The organism is Serratia sp. LTN-2 (assembly GCF_059740205.1).
Genome location: NZ_JCAXDO010000018.1, coordinates 29,629 through 53,418, shown reverse-complemented (window position 1 = coordinate 53,418; position 23,790 = coordinate 29,629). Strand labels below are relative to the sequence as shown.

Below are 23,790 nucleotides of genomic sequence, written 5' to 3'. Positions count from 1 at the left end.
ACCGTCGCAACTTCCGGCACCGTCCCTGACCGTCCGGTCACGGCCGCCGACGCCGGCAACGTGATCGAGCTCTCCGTTCAGGCCCGCAACGGCCTCGGCGTCACCGGGAACACCCTCACCGACAATACGCAGGCCAACGGCGGGCAGGGTAACATCACGGACGGCAACAACGGCCAGGCCGTCGATGCGAATGCCGTTCCGAAGATCAATAACCTCACTGTTGTACAAGCCGCTGATTTACAACCAGGTTCAATCATAAAGGCAACGTATGACTTTGATGACAACAAAGGTGATCCTCAGGATATCTCGACCTATGTCTGGAGCGATTTAAATACTCCAGATGGTTCGACGGCCTCCGCTGCACCTCAGGGGCAGACAATTGTGAACAGTGGGACCGTTCCTGACCGTATTCTGACCGCAGCCGATCTTGGCAAGATCGTTGAAGTATCGGTCTCCCCCCGTAACGGACGTAATACACGCGGGACGACAGTGACGGCACAGATAAAACATGCAGTTGGTTATGTCCTTGCAGCATCATATTTTGCCGATGCGCAGGGAAATGGAAAAATACCTGGAGTAAGTACCTGGATTTGGATAAGAGATCCGAATAGTCCATACTTCGCTTCAGGGCAGTTTACCTTTACAAGTAAAGGTTTCACATCGACTTCAACAACAGGAACGCTCTATGTGAACGCCGATGATAAGGTTGATAAAGTTGTACTGAACGGCACGGAAATAAGCCTTGGCAGTTGTGTAAACAACTGGAGAGACACTTACTGCACAGCCCAGGTCACTAACCTGAAAACAAACGGCTCTAATACCGTGAGCGTAACTGCAACCAACAACCCGGGAGTGGGTGCCGGAAACCCGGGAAGTGTCGGGATTTTAATAAGGGATGCGTCCAGCAATCCTCTTATAAGTACGGACACGGTATCTGACTGGACCTACGATTGATAACAGTCAGCACTAACCTGTAAATGAGGGGCCAGTAAACTGGCCCCTGTCATCTTGACCGTCTGGTCATCTCCGATCGTGCAATGAGCGCAACGTTCAGCGTTGCTGTGAACCTTAGAGGTATTCCATGACTGAGCAAAATAAAAACAGCATCACGCCAGTGCCGGATAGTGGCGCAAAAGAAGAAAGTAAGGCCCCTGAGATTAAGAAAAAAAACTCCGGCGAGTTGATGAAAAAGTACTGCCCTACCGCCATACAACACGCGGAAAGAAAAGGCACGCTTGATGAATCCACGTTTGATTATTTAATCGCTGAGCTTGCTGAAAACGCCCTCAGTGCCGATGTGACAGGAAAGCCGGGGCTCAATCTCAATCTGATATGTATTGAAATTGATGAAACACTCACCCCGCAGGAATCAATACTGCGACTTAAAAAAGCGGAAATGCACTTCCTCGAATCACTGGAAGCCGTAAAGAAACTCAGGGGACTGCGGCACAGGGAAGAGCTGGAGCAGACATCAGATATCATTCGATCCATCAAGCTGGGTATATCAAGATTTAATATCCTGTTTGTTATTCTTTTAATATGCGGGCTGACATGGGCTGCACTTAACCTGCCCAAGGATGCGCTTGCACTCGTTTCGGCGGCGATTGGCGGTGCGATTACACACCTTCTTTCTGAACGAAATGCGGTACTGGCAATGCGAAAAAGTAATGACGGTTCGTGCCGCTGCCATCAGGACGACTAAATATCTAGTTTAGCTGCAAAAATTTTTTAATGATGTAAGCGCCATGTTCAGCTTCATTTTCCCCGACAGTGTCTAAGCACTCACTCCCTCTTCAAACAGATGATGAACTGCCGGTTAAAAGGGGAGTGAGATCGGGGATATCTCAGTAGTTCTTTATAGTTATGAACGATTACCAAGAAAACGATAAAATTCGAGATTACAGGAAATTAGAGTCATGAGCACTACTATACTCTTAAAGAGTGTCTGGTTGTTACCGTGCTTACTATTACCGTAACCTAACAGGTTGTTAAAAAGATAATATTAATAATTAATTAATCAATATCAATTCAATTTCACCTATCTTCGATAAAGCATAGAGAATGTTTTTTAATTATAAGTAAAGTTTACTCCAATTACTGACTGTACATTTCCTGTAGTTAACGTTTTACCGTTTAATACATATCGTGCTTTAAGCCCTAACTGCCTCGGTGCAGTACCTACATTTCCCATATTTACTTCTGTATTTACCGGCACAGCCTGGCCATTACGTACTATTTCAATTCCAATACCAGAAGCTGGTAGATTAGAAGAAATATTTGAAAAAATGCTCTGAGAGTCTGTTCTACCGCTTAATGAAAATTTCAGATTCACTCGTTTTGCACAGCGCACTGATAAATCTATATCTTTCTCGCTAATATCAACAGGATAATCACCCATTCTTATACTAATGTTTCTATTGTTAATATCACACCCGCCGGTGGGCACAATAACGTCATTATTTGCATAAACCTTCCAGTAAAACTCCCTGCGATCTGGAGATTTCTGTGTATTTTTATATATGGCAATTTCAGAAATTAGATCTCCTTTTTTAATTTGCACTCCACCCGCACCTGAAACAGGAGACATAATAAGTTTGTATTTAAAGTTTCGGCGATCATTTTCAGCATACTCTTGTCGGTACTTACCATGATTATCGATCACCATAGGAAACTTTATTGTATTAAGAAAATATATAAGCGTAACATTGTAGCTCTGGAATTTCGGTCCCAGTATAGAATATTTGAACCAAAGGTTGTCTTTAGTTTTACCCCCCCCCTCATGCTTGCAAGTAATAATTGGCTCGAGGTCTACGATGATGTTACCTCCACTTTGCATTGAGGGATTTATATTTACATAAACATCTCTTACTCCGTCGCCAAACCACCCTGAAGGAGGACTATAAGTAATGCATGCAAATGCAAAAGATTGAATTGGTTTAGTGAGTAATGCTAAGCATAGAAAATATCTCATCTTAAACACTGAAAATAATTTATTCATAATAGATATACGAACCTTTAAATACACAAATTATTCATTGATAGGTGTATGTGACGTTGATAGTGCCCTGTATGGTTCCGTCACTTGCCTTACCCGTACTGCTGTAAGCCCTGACTTTTACCGGTAGCTCTGCAGTTCGCTGAGGAGTTATTCCAAGTTTGATACTCTTGCCATTACTCAGATCATTTCCGGCATCTGACTGTAGCTCTATCTCCACGTTTCCTGCTGTACCGCTGTTTCTGTAAAACTTTGAACCCTGCCTGCCACTAAAGCTCGCAGTGATCCCACTTGTCAGCGCAGGGCAGTTACTCAGCCTGATAGTGCCGTTAACCCAAGGACCCGAAGAACCAGCTTTCGCGAGTTCCGAGGCATAAATCTTCCCAAGATCCATATTCAGTTGAGTTGTGTCAACGGTGCACGGTAGTGGCACAACACGCCCGGTTACAGTAATAACGACATCGTCTGCTGCAGCATGTACGCATACTGCAAGCAGCAAAAAGGGTAACAATTTCATTATTCTCAGCGCCATTTGTTAAATCTCGCTATACCACTATGTAACAGGTACGGTTATTTTCTCACTCTCACCACCGAAATCATTGATAAACACCAGTTCGGCTGTTGTTCCGGCAGCGTTACTGCTCCCCATAACCAGGGTTTCATTCGGAGCAAGAGTCAGGCTCTCTTTTTTCAGACTGCCTGTCGTAAACATTGAGATGTTCATGTAGAAAGGGCCTGGGTTATACATCACCACGTCATCACCCCGGAGCGAGACAGTGATTTTCTTCAGCGTATTTTCATCAGGCGTACCGAGCCCCTGCGGACGGTAAAGCAACTTAATACGGTTCGTCACTGCAAACTGCACAAAATTACCCTCCGCTTTGCGTTCAGCTGACGGTACTGCCTTAATGCTCATCCAGAAAAGAGACTCCCGGTCAGTCGGCAGCGGGCTTGGCGATTTAAGAAATACTCTGACTTTGTTTTCCCCCCCGGGTTTAAGAACAAACAGGGGGGGAGTCACTGCAAAATTCTGCTGATTCCCGCCATCCGCTGATTCAATAACAGACTGAACCAGAAACGTCTGACTGGTTTCAGTATTCTTCAGTGGCAGAGTTACCTCGCGCGCTTCGGAGGGATAAATCACACGCGTATTACCCAGTACAACTCCTGACTGCGCCTTCAACGGCATAATAAGCGTCGCGACCGTCAGCATGAATAGACTAATAAATCGGGCAGTTCGTTTACCGCATATAGCAATCATAAATAATTTCTCCACAGCGACACCCCGCTGGTCATGGCTGACAGGGACGTGGCACTAATTTCTGGCCTATAATCTGGACATTACGATTTTATGGGCAGAGAAACTGAATATACCCGAGCCTGATTGTCTTCCCCGATCTGTGTCCATCGCACATCGCACGATGGAGCAGACACTGAACACCCGGAGAGACGCTTTTGGCCATAAGGTGAAATTTCTCCCGGCGAAATGACAGCCTTTCCCTGTACAAAAAGCCGCGATAGCGAAACATAAAATGGAGAAGCGTTTTTCATCACAACATTATCGCCATCACGTACAATTTCAGCTGACGGAATCTGCTTTCCTTCCAGCGAAGCTGGCCGATAGAACAGCTTTATCCAGGTTCTCACCGCTATCTGTACGGTATTTTTTTCTTTACTGCTTTCAGGTATAGCTGAAACCATCAAATAAAACATAGTCTCTCTGTCACGTGCTAATCCATTATCCGGAACAACCACAATCCGCGACTCTCGCATCTGGCCACCCTTCATTAATAAAGCAGGTGGAAGAACGGTAAATTCGCGTGCTTTACTGGCTTTATCACCCTCTTCCAGTGACGTTCCTTCGAATATTCGCGAAATAACCAGATACGCACCACTCCCGCTGGCCCTCAGGCTTACATCTTTATGACCGGCGCTCTCCTGAATCACCAGACGGGTTGCACCAACGACAACACCTGCAAGACATGTTTGCGTCATGACAAGAATGCAGCAGCCCGGAATAAGCAGGTAACGCGATAATAGCCTTTTCATGTCAGTCATATGTCAGCGTAAAAATAAGACTGCCGTCAGCCTTACCGGCAGTAACGGGCATTGCTGTTGAGATATACCGGGCAACAAATCGCAGACCAGTACCATTGCTCCCTGCTCCGTTAAGAACATACGTACCGGAATCTTTGCCTGGCTCTATGCGTTTGCCATACCTGTCGTAAACTGCAATCCCTACATTTTTGGCCGTGTTCGGGGCCTGAGCATTATTCAGTATAAATACTGAAGCGTCTGAAGGGTGCGCCACGCCACTAAGGGAAGCCTTAACTCCTTTAGCAGCCGGTCCGCAGTTTTCAAGAACAATATTAAAAGGATTGTCTCTTGCCTCCACGCCTGTCTGGTAAAAAAGCTTTGTTGCCTCGATCCCCATATCAATTCTGATATTCTGAGAAACCGAGGCCACTGAACAGGTATTATTACGCACAACAGCTTTTACTTTGAGAGAGCCCTTCTCTGTTTTTGCAGCGCTGACACTCAGACTAACAAGCAGAAAACACAGAAAAATAAATATGTTATTCATATTCAATATCCATGAAAATCGTCGCACTCAGATCGCCCGGAGTGACTGACGACTTTACTGACTTCAGGCGCATTGAAAACGAAAGTGTATTATCACCGCCATTCAGCGTATAGCGGTTCAGAGCGCCGGGTACGAGTGGCTGGCCTCCTCCGTTAAGGAGCTCCAGGCCGATATCTCCACCTCCTCCCTGAAGGGCAAAAATAGTGCTGTTGAGACTCGTCCCGCTAAAACGCATCTTTGCTGCACTGATACCGGCAGTACAGTTAGTCATTTCTAATGAGAATGGCACCATTTTTGTAACGCTGCCAGCAGTCGGAAAATCAGTTACGCTGTATTCTCCAAGATCAATATCCTGATTGAGGTTATCGGTATTGATATCGCAGGTTTCAGGCAGTATTTCTCCACTCACGCGTATAGTCGTTGTCGTAGCGCCAGCCCTGAACGCTATCAACGTTGTAGCCAAAAACAGATATAACAGCGGCGAGCGTATTTTCATCCGTTACTCCCCACCGGTTCTTTGTTACATACTGCACTGATCTGAGGCAAACCCTTGCTGTTTTGCGGAATGGTATAATTTGCATGGCATGTTCTGGATGAATCATTTCCCCAGGTAGCAATCAGAGATCCTGTTTCCGGCAGACCAGACATATAAACTTCACCATCATCACCTACTATGCCAGAAATCGGGTTTTCCTCCGCATTACTGCTTAAGGTAACCATGGTACCAAACGGCAGATGCTGGCCATCGCGGGTGAGAGTTATCAGCGCCTTTTTACCTGTACGCATTCCAAAAGAAGTTTTAACAATCGCACCACGGTTTGGGACTACATTTGAGACAGTATCATCTGCTTCAGTATCATCCCCAAAAGAACGGGTATCAAGTGATACACGGTTTTCCCGGTAAGGCGAAGCGCTTGTTACAAGAGCATGACCAAAATAATCTGTTTTCACCCCAGAAACGCCCTCTATAGCAACACCGGCAGCCCCATTGGTATCAACGAGAATGTTGGTTTCACCCAGCCTTGGACCAACGGTAATACCGCCTTCATGAACAAGGATCCCACCGGATAAATCTGTACGAAGCTGACGGGATGATGCACTCCTGGAAACCCCAATACGGCCTTCACCATACCCGCCAATGTAACCAACAGACGCATCAGTACCACTACCATTCCCGCGGGTGTCGTAAGTCTGGTTGAGATTGTAAGAAAGCCTCGAATCTTCAAAAATAGTCCCCCCCAGAGAAGCGCGATGGCGACTGGTTCCATCACGTTCGAACGTTGTACCCAGTGACGCGTTAGCGGTCACACTGCTGCCAGATTTACGGGAATGAATATCAGGTGACATAAGCGGCATAGAAAAGTTAAGCGCCACAGACCTGTCATTTCCGCCCAGAGAATTGTCAGACTGACTGTAGGCCACACCCCATGTGAGACTTTTTACGCTTCCGTTAAGACCAATCTGGATGTTCTGATCAACGTCATCTCTGCCCCAGTAAGTCTGACGGCTGGCGCTTAAATAAAGCGAGCCCAGATCGCCTATTCGCTGGTTTATGCTGGCCTGGGCCTGCCCTTTTTTGGCATAACGCTGCGCGCCAGACGACGTCTCCCAGGTACTTTCATTAAGAGAATAGAAGCCTTTCGTTGAATAACGGTAACCTACCAGCTGGAAGTGTGTACCTAAGCTGTTCAGAGATTTTGCATACAGGAAACGCAGAGACTGACCGCTTTCCTGTTGTCCGCCACTCAGGGTTGTACCTGCGTGCGTGATATCACCCGACACCGCGCCAAAAGTGCCAAGGTTAAGACCACCACCCAGTGCATATGCCCGGTAATTGTTACTTGCCTGAAGACCACCATACAGCGTCACTCCAGCCGGAAGCCCCCACTTAAGCTCCCCCTGAACAACATCGTCCTGACGCTGTGACATCCCCCCTTCAAGACGGCCCAGCGATAGACTGTAACTTTTTTGTCCTTCGCGCTGCAATGATGGGACTGCCGAATACGGAACAACAAACACGTCCTTTCGACCGTCTTCTTCCTCTACGGTCACTTCAAGGTCGCCGTTAGTCCCGGATGGGTAGAAATCGGTTAGCTCAAAGGCACCCGGCTGAACGTTAGTCTGATAAATTTCATAACCATTCTGTCGGATAACAACCTTTGCCGCAGTTCTGGCAATCCCTCTTACTGCGGGGGCGAATCCCTGAAGGGTCTGTGGCCGCATACTCTCATCCGTTTCAAGTTTTGCCCCACGTAAACGTACTGCGTCAAAAATGTCGCCTGAAGAATAGGTGTCACCCAGAATGAAAACTGAGGTGATACCCGGAAACGTCCGCTGCAGTTCTGTAGAGATATGATTCCATTCGCGGCGACCACTGTAATCGCTGTAAGTTGAGAAATCGCGAAGACGCCATGGGCCGAAATTAATTCCACCCAGGAAGTTAATAAACCGACTCTCACTGCGGTGACTGCCGAAAGTATTGTTGCCCGAGAACTGATAGTTCAGATAGGCAGCTGTGATGCCATTATCCCACCTTTCAGGAGGGATATATCCTCTGAACTCAGGACGCAGCGAAATCTGCGGGATGCTAATTTCAAGGCGCAGCTTGTCAAGCAAAGGTGTCGCCGTTGCATCAGGTATAATCTCAGAGATATTCAGACATGTTGCTGTAGCATCAATCCCCGAGAGTGTAGCTGGTTCAATGTTAAACCCTTCCAGCAGCTCAGGACTTAGGCAAGGAAACAAATCCCCGCTCTCAGAAACAGAGCGGAACTCTAATTCCCGTGAACCAAAGCTGTTACCGTTAACATAGATATCAACGCGATAATTCCCCGGAAGGTTTTGGGCACCTTTTTCAAAGCGAGAAAGGTCAGCGACCAGTGACGGATCATCCCCTAAAAATGCAGGGTTGAAATAAACCCCTTCACTGGCGGAGACAGAAAGCGTCGTGAGCGTTATTGAAGCGGCAAAAAAGCCACGGGAACAGCAATTCGGGAGAAGCATACAGCATTACCGGGATTCGTTTACAGGAACGGTAAAATTACTTCATCACACCTTTTTGCTCGGGTGTGACGGCACCATAATCATTAATAGTCCGGAAGGTTATTGACCCGTTACCTGATGATTTGACTGTTGTGCTCCCTTTTGGTAACACCATAGTGTTAGGCAAAACAGTTTTACCATCCATAAAAGCAACCAGTGTTATGTGATAAGGCGTAGGGTTATGGACAACAATCTCGCTCCCCTGTCGTGAGAAGCGAATGTGTTGTGGTGCCTCAATCGCACTCATCTCAAGGCCTGCGGGTCGCATGAAAAGCTTTATCCGGCTCACAGACGCAAGCTGCAGGAGATTCTCCCCTTTTTCTATATCCTTCTGAGGGATTGCCTGAGAGTTAAACCAGTAGAGCGTCTCCCGGTCAGTCGGGAGTGAGCGAACGCCATTAAATTTTATACTGATGATGTTTTCACTACTGGGGCCGATCATGAAAAGAGGAGGGGTTACGGTAAAGTCTGCAGTTTTATTCTCTTTGCTGTCTTCAACCCATGATTTGATCAGGAACCGTGACTGTGCATCTGAGTTATTAACCGGAATAGTTATCTGACGTGAATCCGCGGGGTAAACAACACGGGTTGCCCCGAGCGACACACCGCCAGCAATTGCAGATGACGAAAATAAACTAAAAAATAAAACATATAGATTTGTTTTACGCTTTAAAAGTGAAGACATAAGAACTCCGGGAATGAAGGATGTTATTTAAAAATACGGAAGCATACCGCAAAAAAAATCAAAAAAATTAGTCTTTAAAATTTTTAGTCATAGCTTAAATGTAATAAACCTGTATACCCAGAAGAAACATCAGTAACAGGTTTTGATATAATCAACGGAAGAGAAAACTCTCCCGGATTAATCCGCGCGAACCTGAATGGCTCAACAATGTTTCCTTTGACTACTTTATCCCCTGACTGATGAATAAATTCAGCAAAAGGGGGATTATCAGAAACATCATTTAAAGACATTTTTGCAACATTAATAAAATTATCCGGGCACTGTTTAAGTGCTATTTTTACAGAGGCCGCTTGTTTGCCGGAAGGAGAAGACAGCATTGTTACTTCTTCACCTACAGTTAAAGCACATGTGGCCTCTGTCACCATTCCACTGAATCCCAGACGCCCCTCAATAATCTCAGCATTGGTAAATGCACTTATGCTACTGAGTAATAAAAAACAGGCGCTGTGATTCAGTGTCATGTATACCTCAGGAATTACTGGTAGGTCAGTGTAAATACGGCTGTTGCGTTAGCAGTACCGGCCTGAACAGTCGCAGCAGTTGAGATGTATGATGCAGAAAACGGCAGCTTCATGTTACCGTTCATCATGGGTGTAGCAGTGCCCGGAGTACCATCGAGAGCAACAGGAGCACCTGTTTTATCGGTGATGCGGAGCGCGACACCTGAAGCTGAGCCTGCGCCAGCGCTCAGAGCCAGTGCAGTAGGGTCAGTGGCGTCGACAACCCCGGTGAAACCAACAGCTACTCGTCCCGGAACAGCAGGGGTTGTACCTGTTGCTGCAGTACCACCGATAGAAGAATCACAACCTGTTAACTCAATATCAAAGGGAACAGAACCACTGGTTGCGCCAACACTTGCGAAACTAGCAGTACGGAATTGCCCCATTGGAACAGTAAGATTTTGGGTTTTAACAGCACAAGCTGCGTTTACGAGCTCTCCTTCAAAATTAACAGTGCCACCGTTCACGGTGGCAGCCTGGGCGATACCAGAAATAAATGCAGACGCTACAATTAAGGATGAAATAATGGTACGTTTCATGTTTTTGAATCTCTTATTTAAATAAAAAATTGTCATTACTGAACTGATTGAGCATGCATGCGTAAAATATAAAAAAGCATCACATCTCAAAGCGAAGCAAATATCCAAAAAAACGAGAGACACATCAACATAAATTAAAATAATTTATCATAAATTGAAGTAATTAATCCAAATACAAAAAATAAACCTTTTATATCAAACACTTAGCAGAATTAAAGACTGTCGCAGTGATTATTAAAACGGTAAAAAATTACCATAGAGGACCAAGCCAGCATTGCTATGTGACATGCACTCACCAAAGAATTTCACTCCCCGGCAGGCAGTAGCGACAAATTTTGCACACACCTTGAATAGCCCGCTGCAAAAACCACACTCCCTGAGCTGTAATGACACTGGATACAGAAACGACTATTCAGCACTGCGTTCAAAATCACCATTCTGGCAAAGAAATAAATCATATTTAATCTGAATCAGTGAAAATCGTCTCAGGCAATGTTTTCATTCGCACCACAAGCTTTACCCTCCCTCCCGGTTAATATATCAAATAACAAAGGCGCCAACGGTTAACTATGGGGATTTTTAGCCGGATGCAACTTTATACATCATCTGACTTGCACTCAAAGAAAATCAGTCATCAAGGAAGAGAGAAGCTTATGGAATGAAACATTAGGATTAGCCGCTCGCTATAATGATGAAAAATATATTGAAGTACAACATTTACAGAGAACCTTGATAATCGACCCTATAACATACATCTACCGAAATACTCTGGAAAACACGAAGAGAAGTCGTGCAGCAATGCACTTCTCAGCACGGCGACAGATATGTTGAAGATAAAAATAGCCCAGGCCTATACCGCTACAGATATAACAGCCATAGAAAATAATGTCAGTTATCAAGATCCGTATTGATAAAGGCAGATGAAGGCTACATATTGCCACATACAGCACACATGACCACTCAGTTTTTCAACTCTTCAATACTGGTAGATTGCTTCTCTGTAAGCCTTAACATCACCAGAATCCAGCTGCTGGGGGCTCTCAAACACAGTTGTAGATCAATGACCGTAATGACAGAACTGGTATATTTTCCGCCGGGATTTAGTCACATACGGAAACGATAACTTCAAAGCAAGGGTAAAACCTTGCGGCATGCCACGCACGACGAGCGGAGCGATGAGATTCAGCAGGTTAATTTCAGTCTTAAAATTAACCTGCTGAATCGGTAAAGCCCAGAAATCAAAGAAATATTACATAAAATTATGTGTATATATTATTTTTATTGTCGTAAACAATGAATTCCGGATAGCCCGGAAGATATTTCATTATGCGTTCTGTAAGGAAAATACGATGAAAAAGACTCTTATTGCAGCACTGCTGTTCAGCCCTATTATTGCTAATGCGGCGACAGTCGCCAACATTACGCCACAGACTAAAACCGTTGTTATCACAGCACCAAATGCCTTCACGCACGTCCTGACTCCTGTTACGGGCCTGACGGCAGGCTCTGTTCCGCCGGCGGGCCGGGAAGTGGCCATGGGTGAGGTGAAACCTGTTACCGGCGGAAGCCCTGCGCAGTATGCCGTTCAGTTTGCATTTGGCGGAAGTAATACGTCAACGACAGCGGGCGTTACTGCTTCAATTAAAGGCTCAACAAACGCCTCCAATTTCCTGACGGTGGCACTTCAGCCTGATAACACAATGACAGGTACGGCAACGACACAAACTGTGGGCGGTTCTTCATGGTTAGTGTATCCTTCGTCAATGTCCTTCAAATACGTGGTTAATGCCTCCAACACAACCATCAACGCAGACAGCTATCCAATCACCGTTAACGCGGCCGTGTATACACCATAATCATGGTTTCCACGCCCGGAATGTCTTTCCGGGCGTGAACGGCTTCACGCGGACAACGCGGATCCATACCGGAATATACGGGACCAGAAGTATGCTTCATTCTTAATTTTTTTGACTATAACGATCATTCCTGCACTGCGGAAAATAATGGGTGAAAACACCTGGATAATTTAACAATAAGCTGAATCGGTAAACCTTAAAATAACTAGGTTATTACTAAAAATTATGTTTTTATATTATTTTTTTTATCGTACACAACCCTTTCCGGACATTCCGGAAAAATTCACATTATAAACTCCGCGAGGAAAACACGATGAAAAAAACACTGATTGCGGCAATGGTTTTCAGCCCATTAGCCGTAAATGCTGCATCGGTCGATAATATTACACCGCAGTCAAAAACCATTGTTATCACCGCCCCGAATTCCTTCACTCACGTCCTCAACCCTGTTACAGGCCTGACGGCAGGCTCTGTTTCGCCGGGAACAACGACTGACGTCGCAACAGGTGAGGTTAAGCCAGTGTCAGGGGGCGCGCCTGCACAGTATGCCGTGCAGTTTGCCAGCGGCGGGAATAACAGTGCACCAGTAGCGGCCACTGACGCCATTATTAAAGGCACGTCAGACCCGACTAACACTCTGGTTCTGCTTCTCAAACCTGATGCCACCATGTCCCTGAGCAGTTCGACAGTGTATGTGGGAGGGACTCAGTGGCTGGTTTATCCTTCGTCGACATCCTTCAAATATGTCGTCACTGCAACCAATGGCACCATTAAGGCAGACAGCTATCCGCTTGTCGTCAATGCGGCTGTCTACACGCCATAGTACACACACTTCAGCCCGGAACGTCCATCCGGGCTTTCAGCGCATCCGGGAACAGATACATGATAAAAACGACATCAATTCTGCTGGGCTTGTCTATTCTCTCATTCAGCGTGTATGCGCAGGAGCTCCAGACAACACAAAAAACCTTCGCAATTGAACTCAGCTCCTCGCGCGTTATTTTCACCGGCGAAAGGAATAGCGTTTCCCTCTCCGTGCTCAACCCACAGCCTTATCCGGTTCTCGTTCAGTCGGTTGTATATAAAGAAGATCTCAAAACAACGGGCTCATTTATCATTACGCCCCCGCTAATCAGGCTTGAAGCACAGGACAGAACCAATCTGAGTGTCCGTCTCATAGACGCCTCCGGTTTCGCCAGTGACCGCGAAAGCATGGAGTGGATGTGCGTAAAAGGAATGCCGCCAAAGGATAGTCATGACACGCCTTCTGTACCCGGCGTACCGGAAGTGGTCCTGCAGGTCTCCCTCAACACCTGCAACAAGATATTTTATCGTCCCAAGAGTATGACGGAGTCCCCCTCCTCCTTCTACGGCAGCCTGAAATGGACCGTCAGGGACGGCCACTATGTTGTTAAAAATGACGGGCCCTTTTATATGAACTTCGCGGATGTCAGGCATAACGGAAAACCCGTTTTTGGCTTCGACTATGTGCCGCCTTTCAGCGAGAAAAAATTTAAAGCCGCCGCATCCGGTAAGGGCGTCATGCAGTGGAAACTGGTCACCGATACCGGAGGAGTAAGTTCGGCGTATAAGTCTTCGCTATAGCATGAAACTGTATCCCTGTTTTCTTATCTTCTTTATCGGCGTTAACGGAATAACGACTGCACTGGCAAAGGACTATGAGTTTGATGCCAGTCAGCTTGGAAATGCGGATAGCAGTATTGATGTGTCCATTTTCAATAGCGGGGGACAGCTGCCGGGAACGTACAGTGTTGATATTTACGTTAACAAAAATCTCTCAATGCACAAAGATATCTATTTTTACAACGTCTATGACCGTCAGGGTAAACCGGTTCTTACGCCCTGCTTAAGCAGAGAGCTGCTGCTAAGCCTGGACATCCTTGTCGACAACTATCCGCAGGCCGCGGAAACCAGACCTGAAAACGAAAACCGGCTCTGCGCCGTTCCTGAGGCGATCCCTCAGGCGCAGGTTGAATTCAGCCTCGCCGCACAGGAGCTCCACCTCAGTGTCCCTCAGGTGGCCCTGCAGAAGAAGTTATACGGGATTGCACCACAGGAGAAATGGGATGATGGCATCCCGGCTTTCAGGCTGAACTACAACGTTAACGGTGCAAGGACAACGTTTCGTTCAGGAGAGAATAAGAGCAGGGATGAGCTCTGGTCCACGCTTCAGCCCGGACTGAACTATGGCAGCTGGCGCGTACGCAATATAACTGGCTTCAGCAAAAGCAGCGGAGAAGGCGCCGTCTGGCAGCGGGGTGTCACCTATGCTTACACCGCGGTTAACCGACTCAAAAGCACCCTGACGGCAGGAGAAACCTTCACCCGATCAGATATTTTTGAGCCGTTCATACTCCGCGGCCTTACCCTGGACACCGATGAAGGAATGTATCCGGCAAATATGCGCATCTTTTCCCCCGTGGTGAAAGGTATTGCAAGAACGCAGGCAAAAGTAACCGTTACCGGCAATGGAATAACGATCTTCAGCGACGTGGTTCCTCCGGGCCCCTTTATCCTTGACTCACTGCCGCTCTTTACGCAGCGGGGAGAGCTCCTCGTCACGATTGATGAAGCTGACGGCCAGAGACAGAGCTTTACCGTCCCCTGGCAGGCACCGGCTATTGCGGTCCCGGAAGGTTATTTCAGATACAGCGTGGCCGCGGGTGAATATCAGGGCGGAGGCTTTCAGAAAAATACCCCCCGGGTTTTCCAGTCGACAGCGGTTTATGGTCTCAATGACAGGATCACGCTGTACGGAGGCTATCAGCAAACGCCTGACTTTTACGCGATACTGTCAGGCGCCGGGGCCTCCCTTGGCTATCTCGGCAGCACCAGTATTGACTATTCCCGCTCGGCCAGCACCCTTTCGGATAAGTCTTCGTGGGGGATCTGGCGGTTGCGCTATTCCAGCCAGATAGCGTCTTCAGGTACCGGTATTCAGCTGGAAGGCACACGCTACATGTCACCCGGTACGCAGACCCTGGCGACGGTGATTCAGAGTGGCGGCAGACTGGAAGAGGAAAGAAACGGGCCGCGAACGCAGTACAGCCTCTCCCTGAGCCAGTCCGCCAGTGAGTACGGTTCTTTCTATATGAACGCGTCACGTCAGGGAAATTATGATGGTTCAAAAAATGACAACATCGGCGGCGGCTATACCCTTCCGCTCCCCCTGCAGGGCTCGCTGATGCTGGACTGGTATGAGCAGAACAGGACGAATACCCGCTCAGAGAAAATGAAGGAGCGCATCGTCTCACTCTCGCTGAATCTGCCTCTGGAAAAAATCACGACGGTACCGGTCAATGTCAGCTACCGGCGAACAGCATTTCTCAACAGCATCACGCAGGATTATGCCCTGAACGGCGCATCCTCAGACCAGTCCTTTTTCTGGAATGCAGGACACACTACGGAAAAGGCCTCTTCATCCGCAAGCGTGAAAACCACCTCTGTGCAGGTCATGCTGGACACCCGTGCAGCGCAGCTGGGCGCCTGGTACAGCAACAGCAACAACTGGCAGACGGCCGGCACATCAGCGTCTGGCGGCCTGCTGATTCATCGGAACGGGATGACGGCCGGCCCGTCACTGGGGGAGACAGTGATACTGGTGAATGCAAAAGGAGCCGAGAATGTCAGCATTTTTAATGCCGGCAGTGCGGTGACGGACAGCAGGGGATATGCACTCATTCCCTCAACGGCTCCCTACCAGACAACAAACATCAGCCTCGATCCGTCAACGGTTGCCGAAAACGTTGAAATCGGGCAGACCGATGCCACCGTCACTCCGACGCGTGGTGCCATCATTCCGGCAACCTTCAGCGCCATAACGGGAAATCAGGCCATGTTCACCCTGAAGCGTAAAAGTGAACACCCCGTTCCCTTCGGCGCGGTGGCATCGCTGAAGGAAGGCGATGCCACGGGCATTGTGGATGAGCTTGGCAGGCTTTTCATGGCAGGGCTGCCCGACACCGGAACGATAAACATAAAATGGGGAAAGGAGCACTGCAGTATCAGTTTCAGCCTGACTGACGAAAACAAAAAGTCAGACCTTCATATGCTCAGTGCAGTTTGTGCCTGAGGTACGTTTAAACATCACGTCCGGATATCATTAAAAGTGCACACTTATAAACATCAGCTGCAGAGAAAAAAAACTGCAGCGCTTTCGGTTCTGATTTGTATTATTTTCATTCTTTACCTCATCACGCTGCCACTGAGTCCGCTGTGGCTCCCGGATGAAACGCGGTTTGCGGAAATCAGTCGTGAAATGCTGACGTCCGGAGACTGGCTGCTCCCGCGCATTTTTGATTTCAGCCATTTCGAAAAGCCGGTCGCAGGATACTGGCTTAACAGCATTTCACAGTGGCTGTTCGGCCACAATAATGTCGCGGCCAGGGCTGTCTCCGCCCTGTCGACGGTGCTGACAGCCTGCCTGGTGTACAGAATGAGCATGGCGATCCGCCGGGATGTGAATCAGGCGCTCACGGCGACGTTAGTCTACGCGTCCACGTCGATGGTATACGGAACGGGCACTTACGCCATTCTCGATCCGGCCTTTACATTCTGGATCACCCTGTCTTTGTATCTGTTCTGGAAAGGTCTCAGCGCGTACGGGAATGCGGATGCGTCAGTGTGGTGGTTTACGGGCGGTCTGGCCTGCGGTATTGCCTTTCTGACGAAAGGCTTTCTGGCTTTTGTCATTCCGCTGATTGTGCTCGTCCCCTGGTGCCTTATTTTCCGCAGAATGAAACCCCTGCTTTTCGCTTTACCCCTGATACTCGCCGGTGCCCTGGTAGCAGCACTGCCCTGGAGCATCATGGTCTACAGGCTGGAGCCGGACTTCTGGCGCTGGTTTGTCCGGGTGGAGCATATTCAGCGCTTCATGTCGGGTAATGCGCAGCACACGTCGCCTTTCTGGTTTTATCTTCCCGTCATCTTTCTGGGAATGCTGCCCTGGGCCGGAGCACTTCCGGCAACCCTGAAACAGACATGGCGCCAGGCTAAAGCGATCCCTGCAGTAGCCTGGATGGCATTAAGCGTCGTCGCGCCATTTATTTTCCTGAGCCTCTCAGGAGGAAAACTGCTGACGTATGTTCTTCCGTGCTTTCCGCCGCTGGGCGTCCTTACCGCGCACATGCTCTGTACGCCAGGCCAGCACGTCAAGCATGCGCTGCAGAACAACAGCAGAATAAATATCATTGCGGGCTTACTCGGGGTCATACTGATAACAGGCATCCTGGCCCCCTGGGGAGTATTCCCGCTTTACACCGGGAGCGAAATTATCCCGATGGCGGTGGCTGCCTGCTGCTTTGCCTTCTGGGCACTGGCGGGAATGGTATCCCTTAAGCAAAAGCGGTATGCACTTCTGGTTGCGCTCTGCCCCTTTGCTGTCGGGCTGCTGAATAACATGTTTATCCCGCATGCGGTAGTGTATGCGAAACAACCCCAGCCGTTTATCGAAAACATCCGAAACCAGCTGCAAAAAAGTGAATATATCGTAGTACAAAATACCGGCCTGGCTTCCGCCGTGGCCTGGGAAATGAAGCGTTCTGACATTATTCTGCTGGGCGACAAGGAGGACATTTCCCGCCGTATGTTCCGAAAGCCGGATGATGACGGGATGATCCATGCCAGTCATTTCAGCCAGTGGCTCGAGGACAGGCGTCTTGATAATGATGTCTCGCTGCTGCTGTACATATCAGATGAGAGCCTTATTGACATGTATAAAATCCCCGTTGCCGATACAATATGGCGGCAGGGTAAGTTTATGCTGCTGCATTATATCCGGCAGTCTGAGTGATCCCTGATGCGAAAAGAACCCGGATCGATTGTCATTGACGCCCTTTACCTTAACGGGCGGTACGCCCTTGCCGTTCGCGAGGGTGACGTAAAGCTGCTGATTGAGGCTGGCGCCACACACGCAGTCCGCAAAGGTGACCTCCTGCTCCCCCTGGATAAAAAGACCTATATGGTCAGTCATGAAAAGGGAAAGACCGTAACCGTCCTGAGCGCCACGCGATTTTCGGTTTCACAGTGGCGAATTCTGAAAATGCTTGTGTGCCGGACAAGCGTGGTCGGTCATCCGGAAAGCACCGCTGCGCCAGGAGAGGAGGCATATCAGTAACAGCTTTTGACTGAAAACTTACATCATGCCCTGTAACAGGCTTCTTGTGCAGGGCATTCAGCAGATCGCAGCAGTTGACTCACTGAACAGTATCAACGATCGTCTGCCGCAAGCGCCGCGTGCGATAAATCATAACGTATATCTTCCCTGCAGCATGGAGCGGCAAAAGCCTTCTCTAGTACATTCCCGTCAGAACCGTAAAGTGTGGCTAGCATTTTGAGAAAGCGGCGTGCTGAAAAGCGCAAGGCGCATGACGGGTATGCGCATAAGGCGACAAGCCGGCCGAACAACAGTAAAAACATCACCGATGTTGTCTGGCTTTCCGTTTTTTAACGGTCTGCAACGACAGGTGTTGACGCCCGGCGCTCAGTAAGATGCAGGAAACCCGCGCGGTCGCCACAACAGAAAGACAATCACAACATTACGCAATTCGCTTCATAAAAAAAGCACCCCTCTGAGGTGCTTTTGGTCAGTTAAAACGCGTTATTGAGTATATTTACTCGAATGTCCATTTAGACGGATCGCTTGTATCAAGGACATTTATGTCATCTAAACCAAAGAATCTGTCTAGAACAATCACATTCAGTGCGCCGGGGTTACCACCACCTGGCGATCCATCATTTCTAGCCACAATCGCGATGTTGTTATTTCCATTCTGAATAAAGTTATCAACAGAAACAGTACAGTTGTTCTGATTCCACTTACAGCCATCGGCCGGGACAGAATACGTTTTACCGTTAACCACAATGCCTTCAATGGCATCATCAGCAACCACGCGAATAATGCCATTTGCATTGCGGGTTGTGAAAGGAATCGCATTTCTGAAAGTGAAAGAGCCGATTGCAAACTGTTGAATACTCGCATCAAATGGCCAGATTAGACCTTTCATCCGCTGACCATTTTCGTCACTGACATATTTGAAATTACTCGCATACTCAGTGCTTTCAGGCACACTCTGCAGAATCATACCTACATTCACTTTACTCGTTACTGTTGAGACTGAACCGCGGACGTTCTGACTGTTACGGGGCAATACGGAAAGTTCGATAACTTTCCCCGCATCCGCACTGGTAATATCCCTCTCAGGCACAACACCTTCAGCTGCGATGGTATCTGTAGTGGTGGTTACCGCAGACGCAGTGCCTCCTGCGCCCTGGCCTGGCTGACTCCATGCATACCGGGATGCATCGCCGGGATAGCCGTTGTTCGCATTAAACTGATATGAGCCGGAAACCTTTCCGCCGACAGCAAAGCTGCCTTTGATAGCCAGATTTGTGATTTCAGGCGCTGCGCCAGGGTTGACGATAGCCCCGCCGCTTCCCCCGCCGCTTGTGCCATTACCGTCAGCGATCCCCATACTCGTGTTCACCGTCAGGGTGTTGCCTGATTTCGACGCCCCGTTTCGGGCCTGCACCGACAGCTCCAGCACTTTACCGACGTCAGACAACTCAATCGGGTAAGGCTCAACACTACCCGATGACGTCACAACGTTCGTTGTCGTTGCCAGAGCGTCAGCCGTTGTTCCCTGCACGCCCCAGGCATACGCCGAACGGTCGTTCTTATCGCCCGTGTTAGCATCGAACTGGTAGTTGCCATAGAGCTTCTGGCTCACCTCAAGCTTGCCGGTAAGCGTCAGCCCGGATACCTTCGGTTCCGCATCCGGGTTGACGATAGTCCCGCCGCTTCCCCCGCCGCTTGTGCCGTTCCCGTCAGCGATCCCCATATTCGTGTTCACCGTCAGGGTGTTGCCTGATTTCGACGCCCCGTTTCGGGCCTGCACGGACAGCTCCAGTACTTTACCGACGTCAGACAACTCAATCGGGTAAGGCTCAACACTACCCGATGACGTCACAACGTTCGTTGTCGTTGCCAGAGCGTCAGCCGTTGTTCCCTGCACGCCCCAGGCATACGCCGAACGGTCGTTCTTATCGCCCGTGTTAGCATCGAACTGGTAGTTGCCATTGAGCTTCTGGTGCAGCTGAAGCGTCCCGGTCAGCGTCAGTCCGGATACCTTCGGTTCCGCATCCGGGTCGACGACGCTACCGTCGCTTCCTCCGCCACTCGTGTCGTTCCCGTCGGCATTCGTCATGGCCGTATTCACCGTCAGGGTGTTGCCTGATTTAGACGCCCCGTTTCGGGCCTGCACCGACAGCTCCAGTACTTTACCGGCGTCAGACGACTGAATGGGGTAAGGCTCAACATTACCCGATGACGTCACCACTTCGGTTGTCGTTGCAACAGCTTCAGCCGTTTTTCCCTGCACGCCCCATGCATACGCCGAACGGTCGGTTGTATCGCCTCCACTGGCATCGAACTGGTAGTGACCAGACAGCTTCTGGTTGGCCTCAAGCTTTCCGGATATTCTCAGTCCCGACACTTTCGGCTGCGCGCCAGGGTTGATGACGATACCGCCGCTCCCTCCGCCGCTCGTACCGTTACCGTCGTCATTCGTCATGCTCGTGTCCACCGTCAGGATGTTGCCTGATTTAGACGCCCCGTTTCGGGCCTGCACCGACAGCTCAAGGACGTTACCCAGGTCAGATTGGCCGAGAGTGTAAGGCTTAACGTTGCCCACAGAAGGCACAACGTCCGTCGATACTACAACAGCTTCAGCCGTTTTCCCCCGAACGCCCCATGCATATGCCGAACGGTCGGTCGGTTCACCCGTGTTTGCATCGAACTGGTACCTGCCAGACAGCGTCTGGTTGAGCTCAAGCGTCCCGGACAGCGTCAGCCCCGACACCTTCGGCTCCGCATCCGGGTTGACAACCGTACCGCCGGCTCCTCCGTTTGTCGAACCGTTACCGGCAGCGCTGTCCATGCTGGTATCGACTGTCAGAACTTTACCACTCATATTGAGAGAGTTTTTAGGGAGAAGAGACAACTCGATAATTTTACCTGCATCAGCAGGCTGGAGGGTGTATCCGGGGATCTGTCCTGACGTCGTTACTGTTTTACCAGATGCAATATCGGATTCGGTTTTGCCCTTTTCACCCCATACATAAACAGATTTGTCTTCAGGTGTTACAGTATTTTTAACGGCCTTCTGTTCAGCCTGCGGCTGCAGGAAGGTATAACTGCCCGTCAGCGTTTCACCCACAGCCAGTTTTCCGCTCAGGGTGAGTGACTCCGCAGAAGGGGCGACCGGGGCAACAATCTCTATTGATACAGGTGCAAGTGAAATACCACGCACAACAGGCGTGACCACGAGGGTTCCACTGCGTGTTCCCGTTGTCATGATCGCCTCATAGACACCCGGTGAGGTTTCTTTAAAAGAAGAGAAGGCCGGAACCGTACCTGAGGTGCCGGCCATGTCGAGATTAAGAACAATATCACCTGCCAGTCCCGTTACAGGGTTACCGGCACCATCCGCAAGCTTAAGAATGACGGTCGACGTACTTTGGGCATCAGCAGGTAAGGTATTGTCCTCAGAATAAAACGCGCTTTCTGTCAGGCTGATACCCGCGGATGTCACCGTAATTTGTGTTTCAGCCCGGTTTGAGACATTGCCTTTCCTGTCAACCGCAACAGCGGATATCGTCCAGCTGTTCACGCCGCCTTCCGTGTATGACGGAAGCGTCACGCTGTATTTTTCACCGGACTGCCTGATGCTGCCGCCCGCAGCCGTGAGGGTAGCGTCATCCCAGCGAACGCTGCTCAGACCATATTTTGCGTTAATGCTGAGGTTCAAATCTTTTGTCTGCCCGGATTCACCGGTAACAAGTGGATCGGCTTTGAGGCGAATGAGCTCCTGCTTGCGGTACTCAAGCACAATTTCATTATTACGTTCGACAAGATCGTAGCGGGTGCCGGCAAGCGTGCGGGTATTGTTCACCGCGTCAGGGTCAATCTGACGACTCCAGGATCCGTTGATGTCGTAGGTCAGTCCAATGGTGAAGCGGGTATCCCCCTCACCTGATGTGGTTCCCTGCTTTCTCTCAACGCCCAGATTCAGCAGCGGGAAGGGGGTATAGCTGAGGCCAGCCGTCATCGCGGCAGGATTACGGCTGCGGGTATTTTTTCCAAACAGGCCGACTTCATCACCGTAATACTGTTCATAGGTGAGCGATCCACCAAACTGCGGCAGCGCAGGGATATAGGCCTCAGTACGTAAATCAAAACCGTTAGCAGGACGCTCGTCGTAATCGGTGACATCAGGTGAGGCACGCCAGTTGCTGGTACGGAAGTAGCTGTTTGCCCCGAATTTGAGGTAGTCTCTTGCCAGCTCAAGGCCGAGACCGGCGCGGGAGTGGTCGCGTCTCAGATCGTAGTCAAAAAACGCGTTATAACCAAACATCCATTCGTTATTGATATAATGGCGCTGGCCGAGACCAAGGTTAGCCATGGTTCTGTCGTCAATATGTCTGACACCGAACTGGGTGAACGTGAGCGAGTAGGGCGTATCGTTAAGGGGAACCAGCAGATCGAGTTCACTGCCGTCAACACGTCCTTTATTGTCAATGTTCAGCTTCGCTCTTGCCGTTCCGGCACCGCTCAGCCAGTTATTGATTTCCTGATTAGCCTGATTAACGGCGAGTCCCTTAGCCTGACCGGCAACCGACCCTGCGATATCAGAAGACTGGAGTATGCCGGCAGCCGTTGTACTTCCTGAAGCCAGCTTTTGACTGAACTGATTATCCTCAGCCTTCACTGGCATCACGTCGTCCTTTATGTGCTCAGCAGGTACGTCTATCTCATCACCTGCCTGCAGTTTCTCAAAAGGCTTGCTGTGCTTACGCAGCTGATTGAGCTTTTTAAGCTGCGCGACCGAAAGCTGAAAACGGTCGGCAACGGTGCTTACTGTCTCACCTTCAGCAAGGACATACGGTTTTACCGTCAGTTGTGCCAGCTGTGAGTCAGTCAGATTCAGTTCGCTGTGGGTTTCAGAAATCGCCGTTGAAGGAATAAAAGCGGCAGACACGGGAAAAGCAAGCTGGACAAGTATATTTGTCCATGCAACAGCCTTCACCCCTCGCGGGGACCTGAGTTCGCATATTTTCATATAATTACCGTTAATATTTTATGCCGGAAAGTCGGAAATCAGACACAACATTAGAAATGAATAACCCGAAGGAGATAAAATAGACAAACAGGAAGAAGAGATGTAGTTAATTTATTAGAAATTCAATCAAAAAAACATTAATTACAATTAATTACGGGATAAATCACCCGCCCAGAGAAATAAATTACAAATAACAATTATGAAGATGGCAATACGGTTCAATCCTGAGAGCATATACTCAAAGCCAGCCTTCCGGCGGTTTAACACTGTCATTCAGATCACCGCCATGGATACTCATCAATCAGGCATACCAGCGTCATTAACAGGAAGAACTGTCATATAACAGCACCTCTTCACGGTAAAACAACTGACTTCGTAGATTGCAGTGAAA

Annotated in this window: 19 protein-coding genes; 8 read left to right on the top strand and 11 right to left on the bottom strand. The window is 48.9% G+C overall.

Annotated elements, in window-relative coordinates; genetic code table 11:
- Both AC6BYQ_RS23725 and AC6BYQ_RS23720 read left to right on the top strand, forming a co-directional pair.
- The coding region (locus AC6BYQ_RS23725) for a hypothetical protein (RefSeq protein WP_498057624.1) at positions 1–954 on the top strand (954 nt) is incomplete at its 5' end.
- Positions 955–1,081: 127 nt separating this feature from the next.
- On the top strand, positions 1,082–1,702 hold the full coding sequence (locus tag AC6BYQ_RS23720) for a hypothetical protein (protein ID WP_498057623.1): 621 nt from the start codon (positions 1,082–1,084) through the stop codon (positions 1,700–1,702).
- A 366-nt stretch (positions 1,703–2,068) separates the two neighbouring features.
- Here AC6BYQ_RS23720 and AC6BYQ_RS23715 read toward each other — a convergent pair whose 3' ends face one another.
- From AC6BYQ_RS23715 to AC6BYQ_RS23670, 10 genes are all read right to left on the bottom strand, one after another.
- Positions 2,069–2,998 carry a fimbrial protein gene (locus AC6BYQ_RS23715; protein ID WP_498057622.1) on the bottom strand — a complete coding sequence of 310 codons (930 nt, stop codon included), beginning with the start codon at positions 2,996–2,998 and terminating at the stop codon, positions 2,069–2,071.
- 34 nt (positions 2,999–3,032) lie between these two features.
- Positions 3,033–3,527, bottom strand: coding sequence for a fimbrial protein (locus AC6BYQ_RS23710; RefSeq protein ID WP_498057621.1), 495 nt, complete (start codon positions 3,525–3,527; stop codon positions 3,033–3,035).
- 21 nt (positions 3,528–3,548) lie between these two features.
- The gene (locus tag AC6BYQ_RS23705) at positions 3,549–4,271 is read right to left on the bottom strand and encodes a fimbrial biogenesis chaperone (protein ID WP_498057620.1); all 723 of its coding nucleotides are present in this window, start codon (positions 4,269–4,271) and stop codon (positions 3,549–3,551) included.
- Positions 4,272–4,336: 65 nt separating this feature from the next.
- The gene (locus AC6BYQ_RS23700; protein ID WP_498057619.1) at positions 4,337–5,053 is read right to left on the bottom strand and encodes a fimbrial biogenesis chaperone; all 717 of its coding nucleotides are present in this window, start codon (positions 5,051–5,053) and stop codon (positions 4,337–4,339) included.
- A complete protein-coding gene (locus AC6BYQ_RS23695) occupies positions 5,046–5,579 on the bottom strand; it encodes a fimbrial protein (RefSeq protein ID WP_498057618.1) in 534 nt (177 codons plus the stop codon). Before AC6BYQ_RS23695 ends, AC6BYQ_RS23700 begins: the two co-directional genes overlap by 8 nt.
- Entirely contained in the window at positions 5,572–6,075 is a 504-nt protein-coding gene (locus AC6BYQ_RS23690; protein ID WP_498057617.1) for a fimbrial protein, read from the bottom strand. Before AC6BYQ_RS23690 ends, AC6BYQ_RS23695 begins: the two co-directional genes overlap by 8 nt.
- Positions 6,072–8,582, bottom strand: coding sequence for a fimbria/pilus outer membrane usher protein (locus AC6BYQ_RS23685; RefSeq protein ID WP_498057616.1), 2,511 nt, complete (start codon positions 8,580–8,582; stop codon positions 6,072–6,074). The genes AC6BYQ_RS23690 and AC6BYQ_RS23685 overlap by 4 nt, the downstream gene beginning before the upstream one ends.
- A 37-nt stretch (positions 8,583–8,619) precedes the next feature.
- Complete coding sequence (locus AC6BYQ_RS23680; protein WP_498057615.1) at positions 8,620–9,306, bottom strand: fimbria/pilus periplasmic chaperone; 687 nt, start codon at positions 9,304–9,306, stop codon at positions 8,620–8,622.
- A gap of 83 nt (positions 9,307–9,389) precedes the next feature.
- Positions 9,390–9,827, bottom strand: coding sequence for a hypothetical protein (locus tag AC6BYQ_RS23675; protein WP_498057614.1), 438 nt, complete (start codon positions 9,825–9,827; stop codon positions 9,390–9,392).
- A 14-nt stretch (positions 9,828–9,841) separates the two neighbouring features.
- Positions 9,842–10,405 (bottom strand): fimbrial protein, encoded by a 564-nt coding sequence (locus tag AC6BYQ_RS23670; protein WP_498057613.1) that lies wholly within the window; start codon positions 10,403–10,405, stop codon positions 9,842–9,844.
- 1,349 nt (positions 10,406–11,754) lie between these two features.
- Between AC6BYQ_RS23670 and AC6BYQ_RS23665 the strand changes: the two genes are divergently transcribed.
- The 6 genes from AC6BYQ_RS23665 (at position 11,755) to AC6BYQ_RS23640 (ending at position 18,397) form a co-directional block, all read left to right on the top strand.
- The gene (locus AC6BYQ_RS23665) at positions 11,755–12,261 is read left to right on the top strand and encodes a hypothetical protein (RefSeq protein WP_498057612.1); all 507 of its coding nucleotides are present in this window, start codon (positions 11,755–11,757) and stop codon (positions 12,259–12,261) included.
- 313 nt (positions 12,262–12,574) lie between these two features.
- The gene (locus tag AC6BYQ_RS23660) at positions 12,575–13,084 is read left to right on the top strand and encodes a hypothetical protein (RefSeq protein ID WP_498057611.1); all 510 of its coding nucleotides are present in this window, start codon (positions 12,575–12,577) and stop codon (positions 13,082–13,084) included.
- Positions 13,085–13,143: 59 nt separating this feature from the next.
- A complete protein-coding gene (locus tag AC6BYQ_RS23655; protein WP_498057610.1) occupies positions 13,144–13,866 on the top strand; it encodes a fimbria/pilus periplasmic chaperone in 723 nt (240 codons plus the stop codon).
- A 1-nt stretch (position 13,867) separates the two neighbouring features.
- On the top strand, positions 13,868–16,354 hold the full coding sequence (locus tag AC6BYQ_RS23650) for a fimbria/pilus outer membrane usher protein (protein ID WP_498057609.1): 2,487 nt from the start codon (positions 13,868–13,870) through the stop codon (positions 16,352–16,354).
- Between the two features lie 36 nt (positions 16,355–16,390).
- A complete protein-coding gene (locus tag AC6BYQ_RS23645; protein ID WP_498057608.1) occupies positions 16,391–18,073 on the top strand; it encodes a phospholipid carrier-dependent glycosyltransferase in 1,683 nt (560 codons plus the stop codon).
- 6 nt (positions 18,074–18,079) lie between these two features.
- Complete coding sequence (locus AC6BYQ_RS23640; protein ID WP_498057607.1) at positions 18,080–18,397, top strand: hypothetical protein; 318 nt, start codon at positions 18,080–18,082, stop codon at positions 18,395–18,397.
- Between the two features lie 496 nt (positions 18,398–18,893).
- On the opposite strand, the gene AC6BYQ_RS23635 is transcribed toward AC6BYQ_RS23640, so the two are convergent.
- Positions 18,894–23,366: an inverse autotransporter beta domain-containing protein gene (locus AC6BYQ_RS23635; protein ID WP_498057606.1), complete on the bottom strand. Its 4,473-nt coding sequence runs from the start codon at positions 23,364–23,366 to the stop codon at positions 18,894–18,896.
- Positions 23,367–23,790: the final 424 nt, after the last annotated feature.

Excerpts from the sequence above, each read along its gene's own strand:
- AC6BYQ_RS23670 (WP_498057613.1), bottom strand. The coding sequence starts at position 10,405 with ATGAAACGTACCATTATTTCATCCTTAATTGTAGCGTCTGCATTTATT.
- AC6BYQ_RS23685 (WP_498057616.1), bottom strand. The coding sequence starts at position 8,582 with ATGCTTCTCCCGAATTGCTGTTCCCGTGGCTTTTTTGCCGCTTCAATA.
- AC6BYQ_RS23695 (WP_498057618.1), bottom strand. The coding sequence starts at position 5,579 with ATGAATAACATATTTATTTTTCTGTGTTTTCTGCTTGTTAGTCTGAGT.
- AC6BYQ_RS23715 (WP_498057622.1), bottom strand. The coding sequence starts at position 2,998 with ATGAATAAATTATTTTCAGTGTTTAAGATGAGATATTTTCTATGCTTA.
- AC6BYQ_RS23720 (WP_498057623.1), top strand. The coding sequence starts at position 1,082 with ATGACTGAGCAAAATAAAAACAGCATCACGCCAGTGCCGGATAGTGGC.
- AC6BYQ_RS23655 (WP_498057610.1), top strand. The coding sequence starts at position 13,144 with ATGATAAAAACGACATCAATTCTGCTGGGCTTGTCTATTCTCTCATTC.
- AC6BYQ_RS23710 (WP_498057621.1), bottom strand. The coding sequence starts at position 3,527 with ATGGCGCTGAGAATAATGAAATTGTTACCCTTTTTGCTGCTTGCAGTA.
- AC6BYQ_RS23680 (WP_498057615.1), bottom strand. The coding sequence starts at position 9,306 with ATGTCTTCACTTTTAAAGCGTAAAACAAATCTATATGTTTTATTTTTT.
- AC6BYQ_RS23690 (WP_498057617.1), bottom strand. The coding sequence starts at position 6,075 with ATGAAAATACGCTCGCCGCTGTTATATCTGTTTTTGGCTACAACGTTG.
- AC6BYQ_RS23665 (WP_498057612.1), top strand. The coding sequence starts at position 11,755 with ATGAAAAAGACTCTTATTGCAGCACTGCTGTTCAGCCCTATTATTGCT.
- AC6BYQ_RS23640 (WP_498057607.1), top strand. The coding sequence starts at position 18,080 with ATGCGAAAAGAACCCGGATCGATTGTCATTGACGCCCTTTACCTTAAC.
- AC6BYQ_RS23660 (WP_498057611.1), top strand. The coding sequence starts at position 12,575 with ATGAAAAAAACACTGATTGCGGCAATGGTTTTCAGCCCATTAGCCGTA.
- AC6BYQ_RS23675 (WP_498057614.1), bottom strand. The coding sequence starts at position 9,827 with ATGACACTGAATCACAGCGCCTGTTTTTTATTACTCAGTAGCATAAGT.
- AC6BYQ_RS23650 (WP_498057609.1), top strand. The coding sequence starts at position 13,868 with ATGAAACTGTATCCCTGTTTTCTTATCTTCTTTATCGGCGTTAACGGA.
- AC6BYQ_RS23700 (WP_498057619.1), bottom strand. The coding sequence starts at position 5,053 with ATGACTGACATGAAAAGGCTATTATCGCGTTACCTGCTTATTCCGGGC.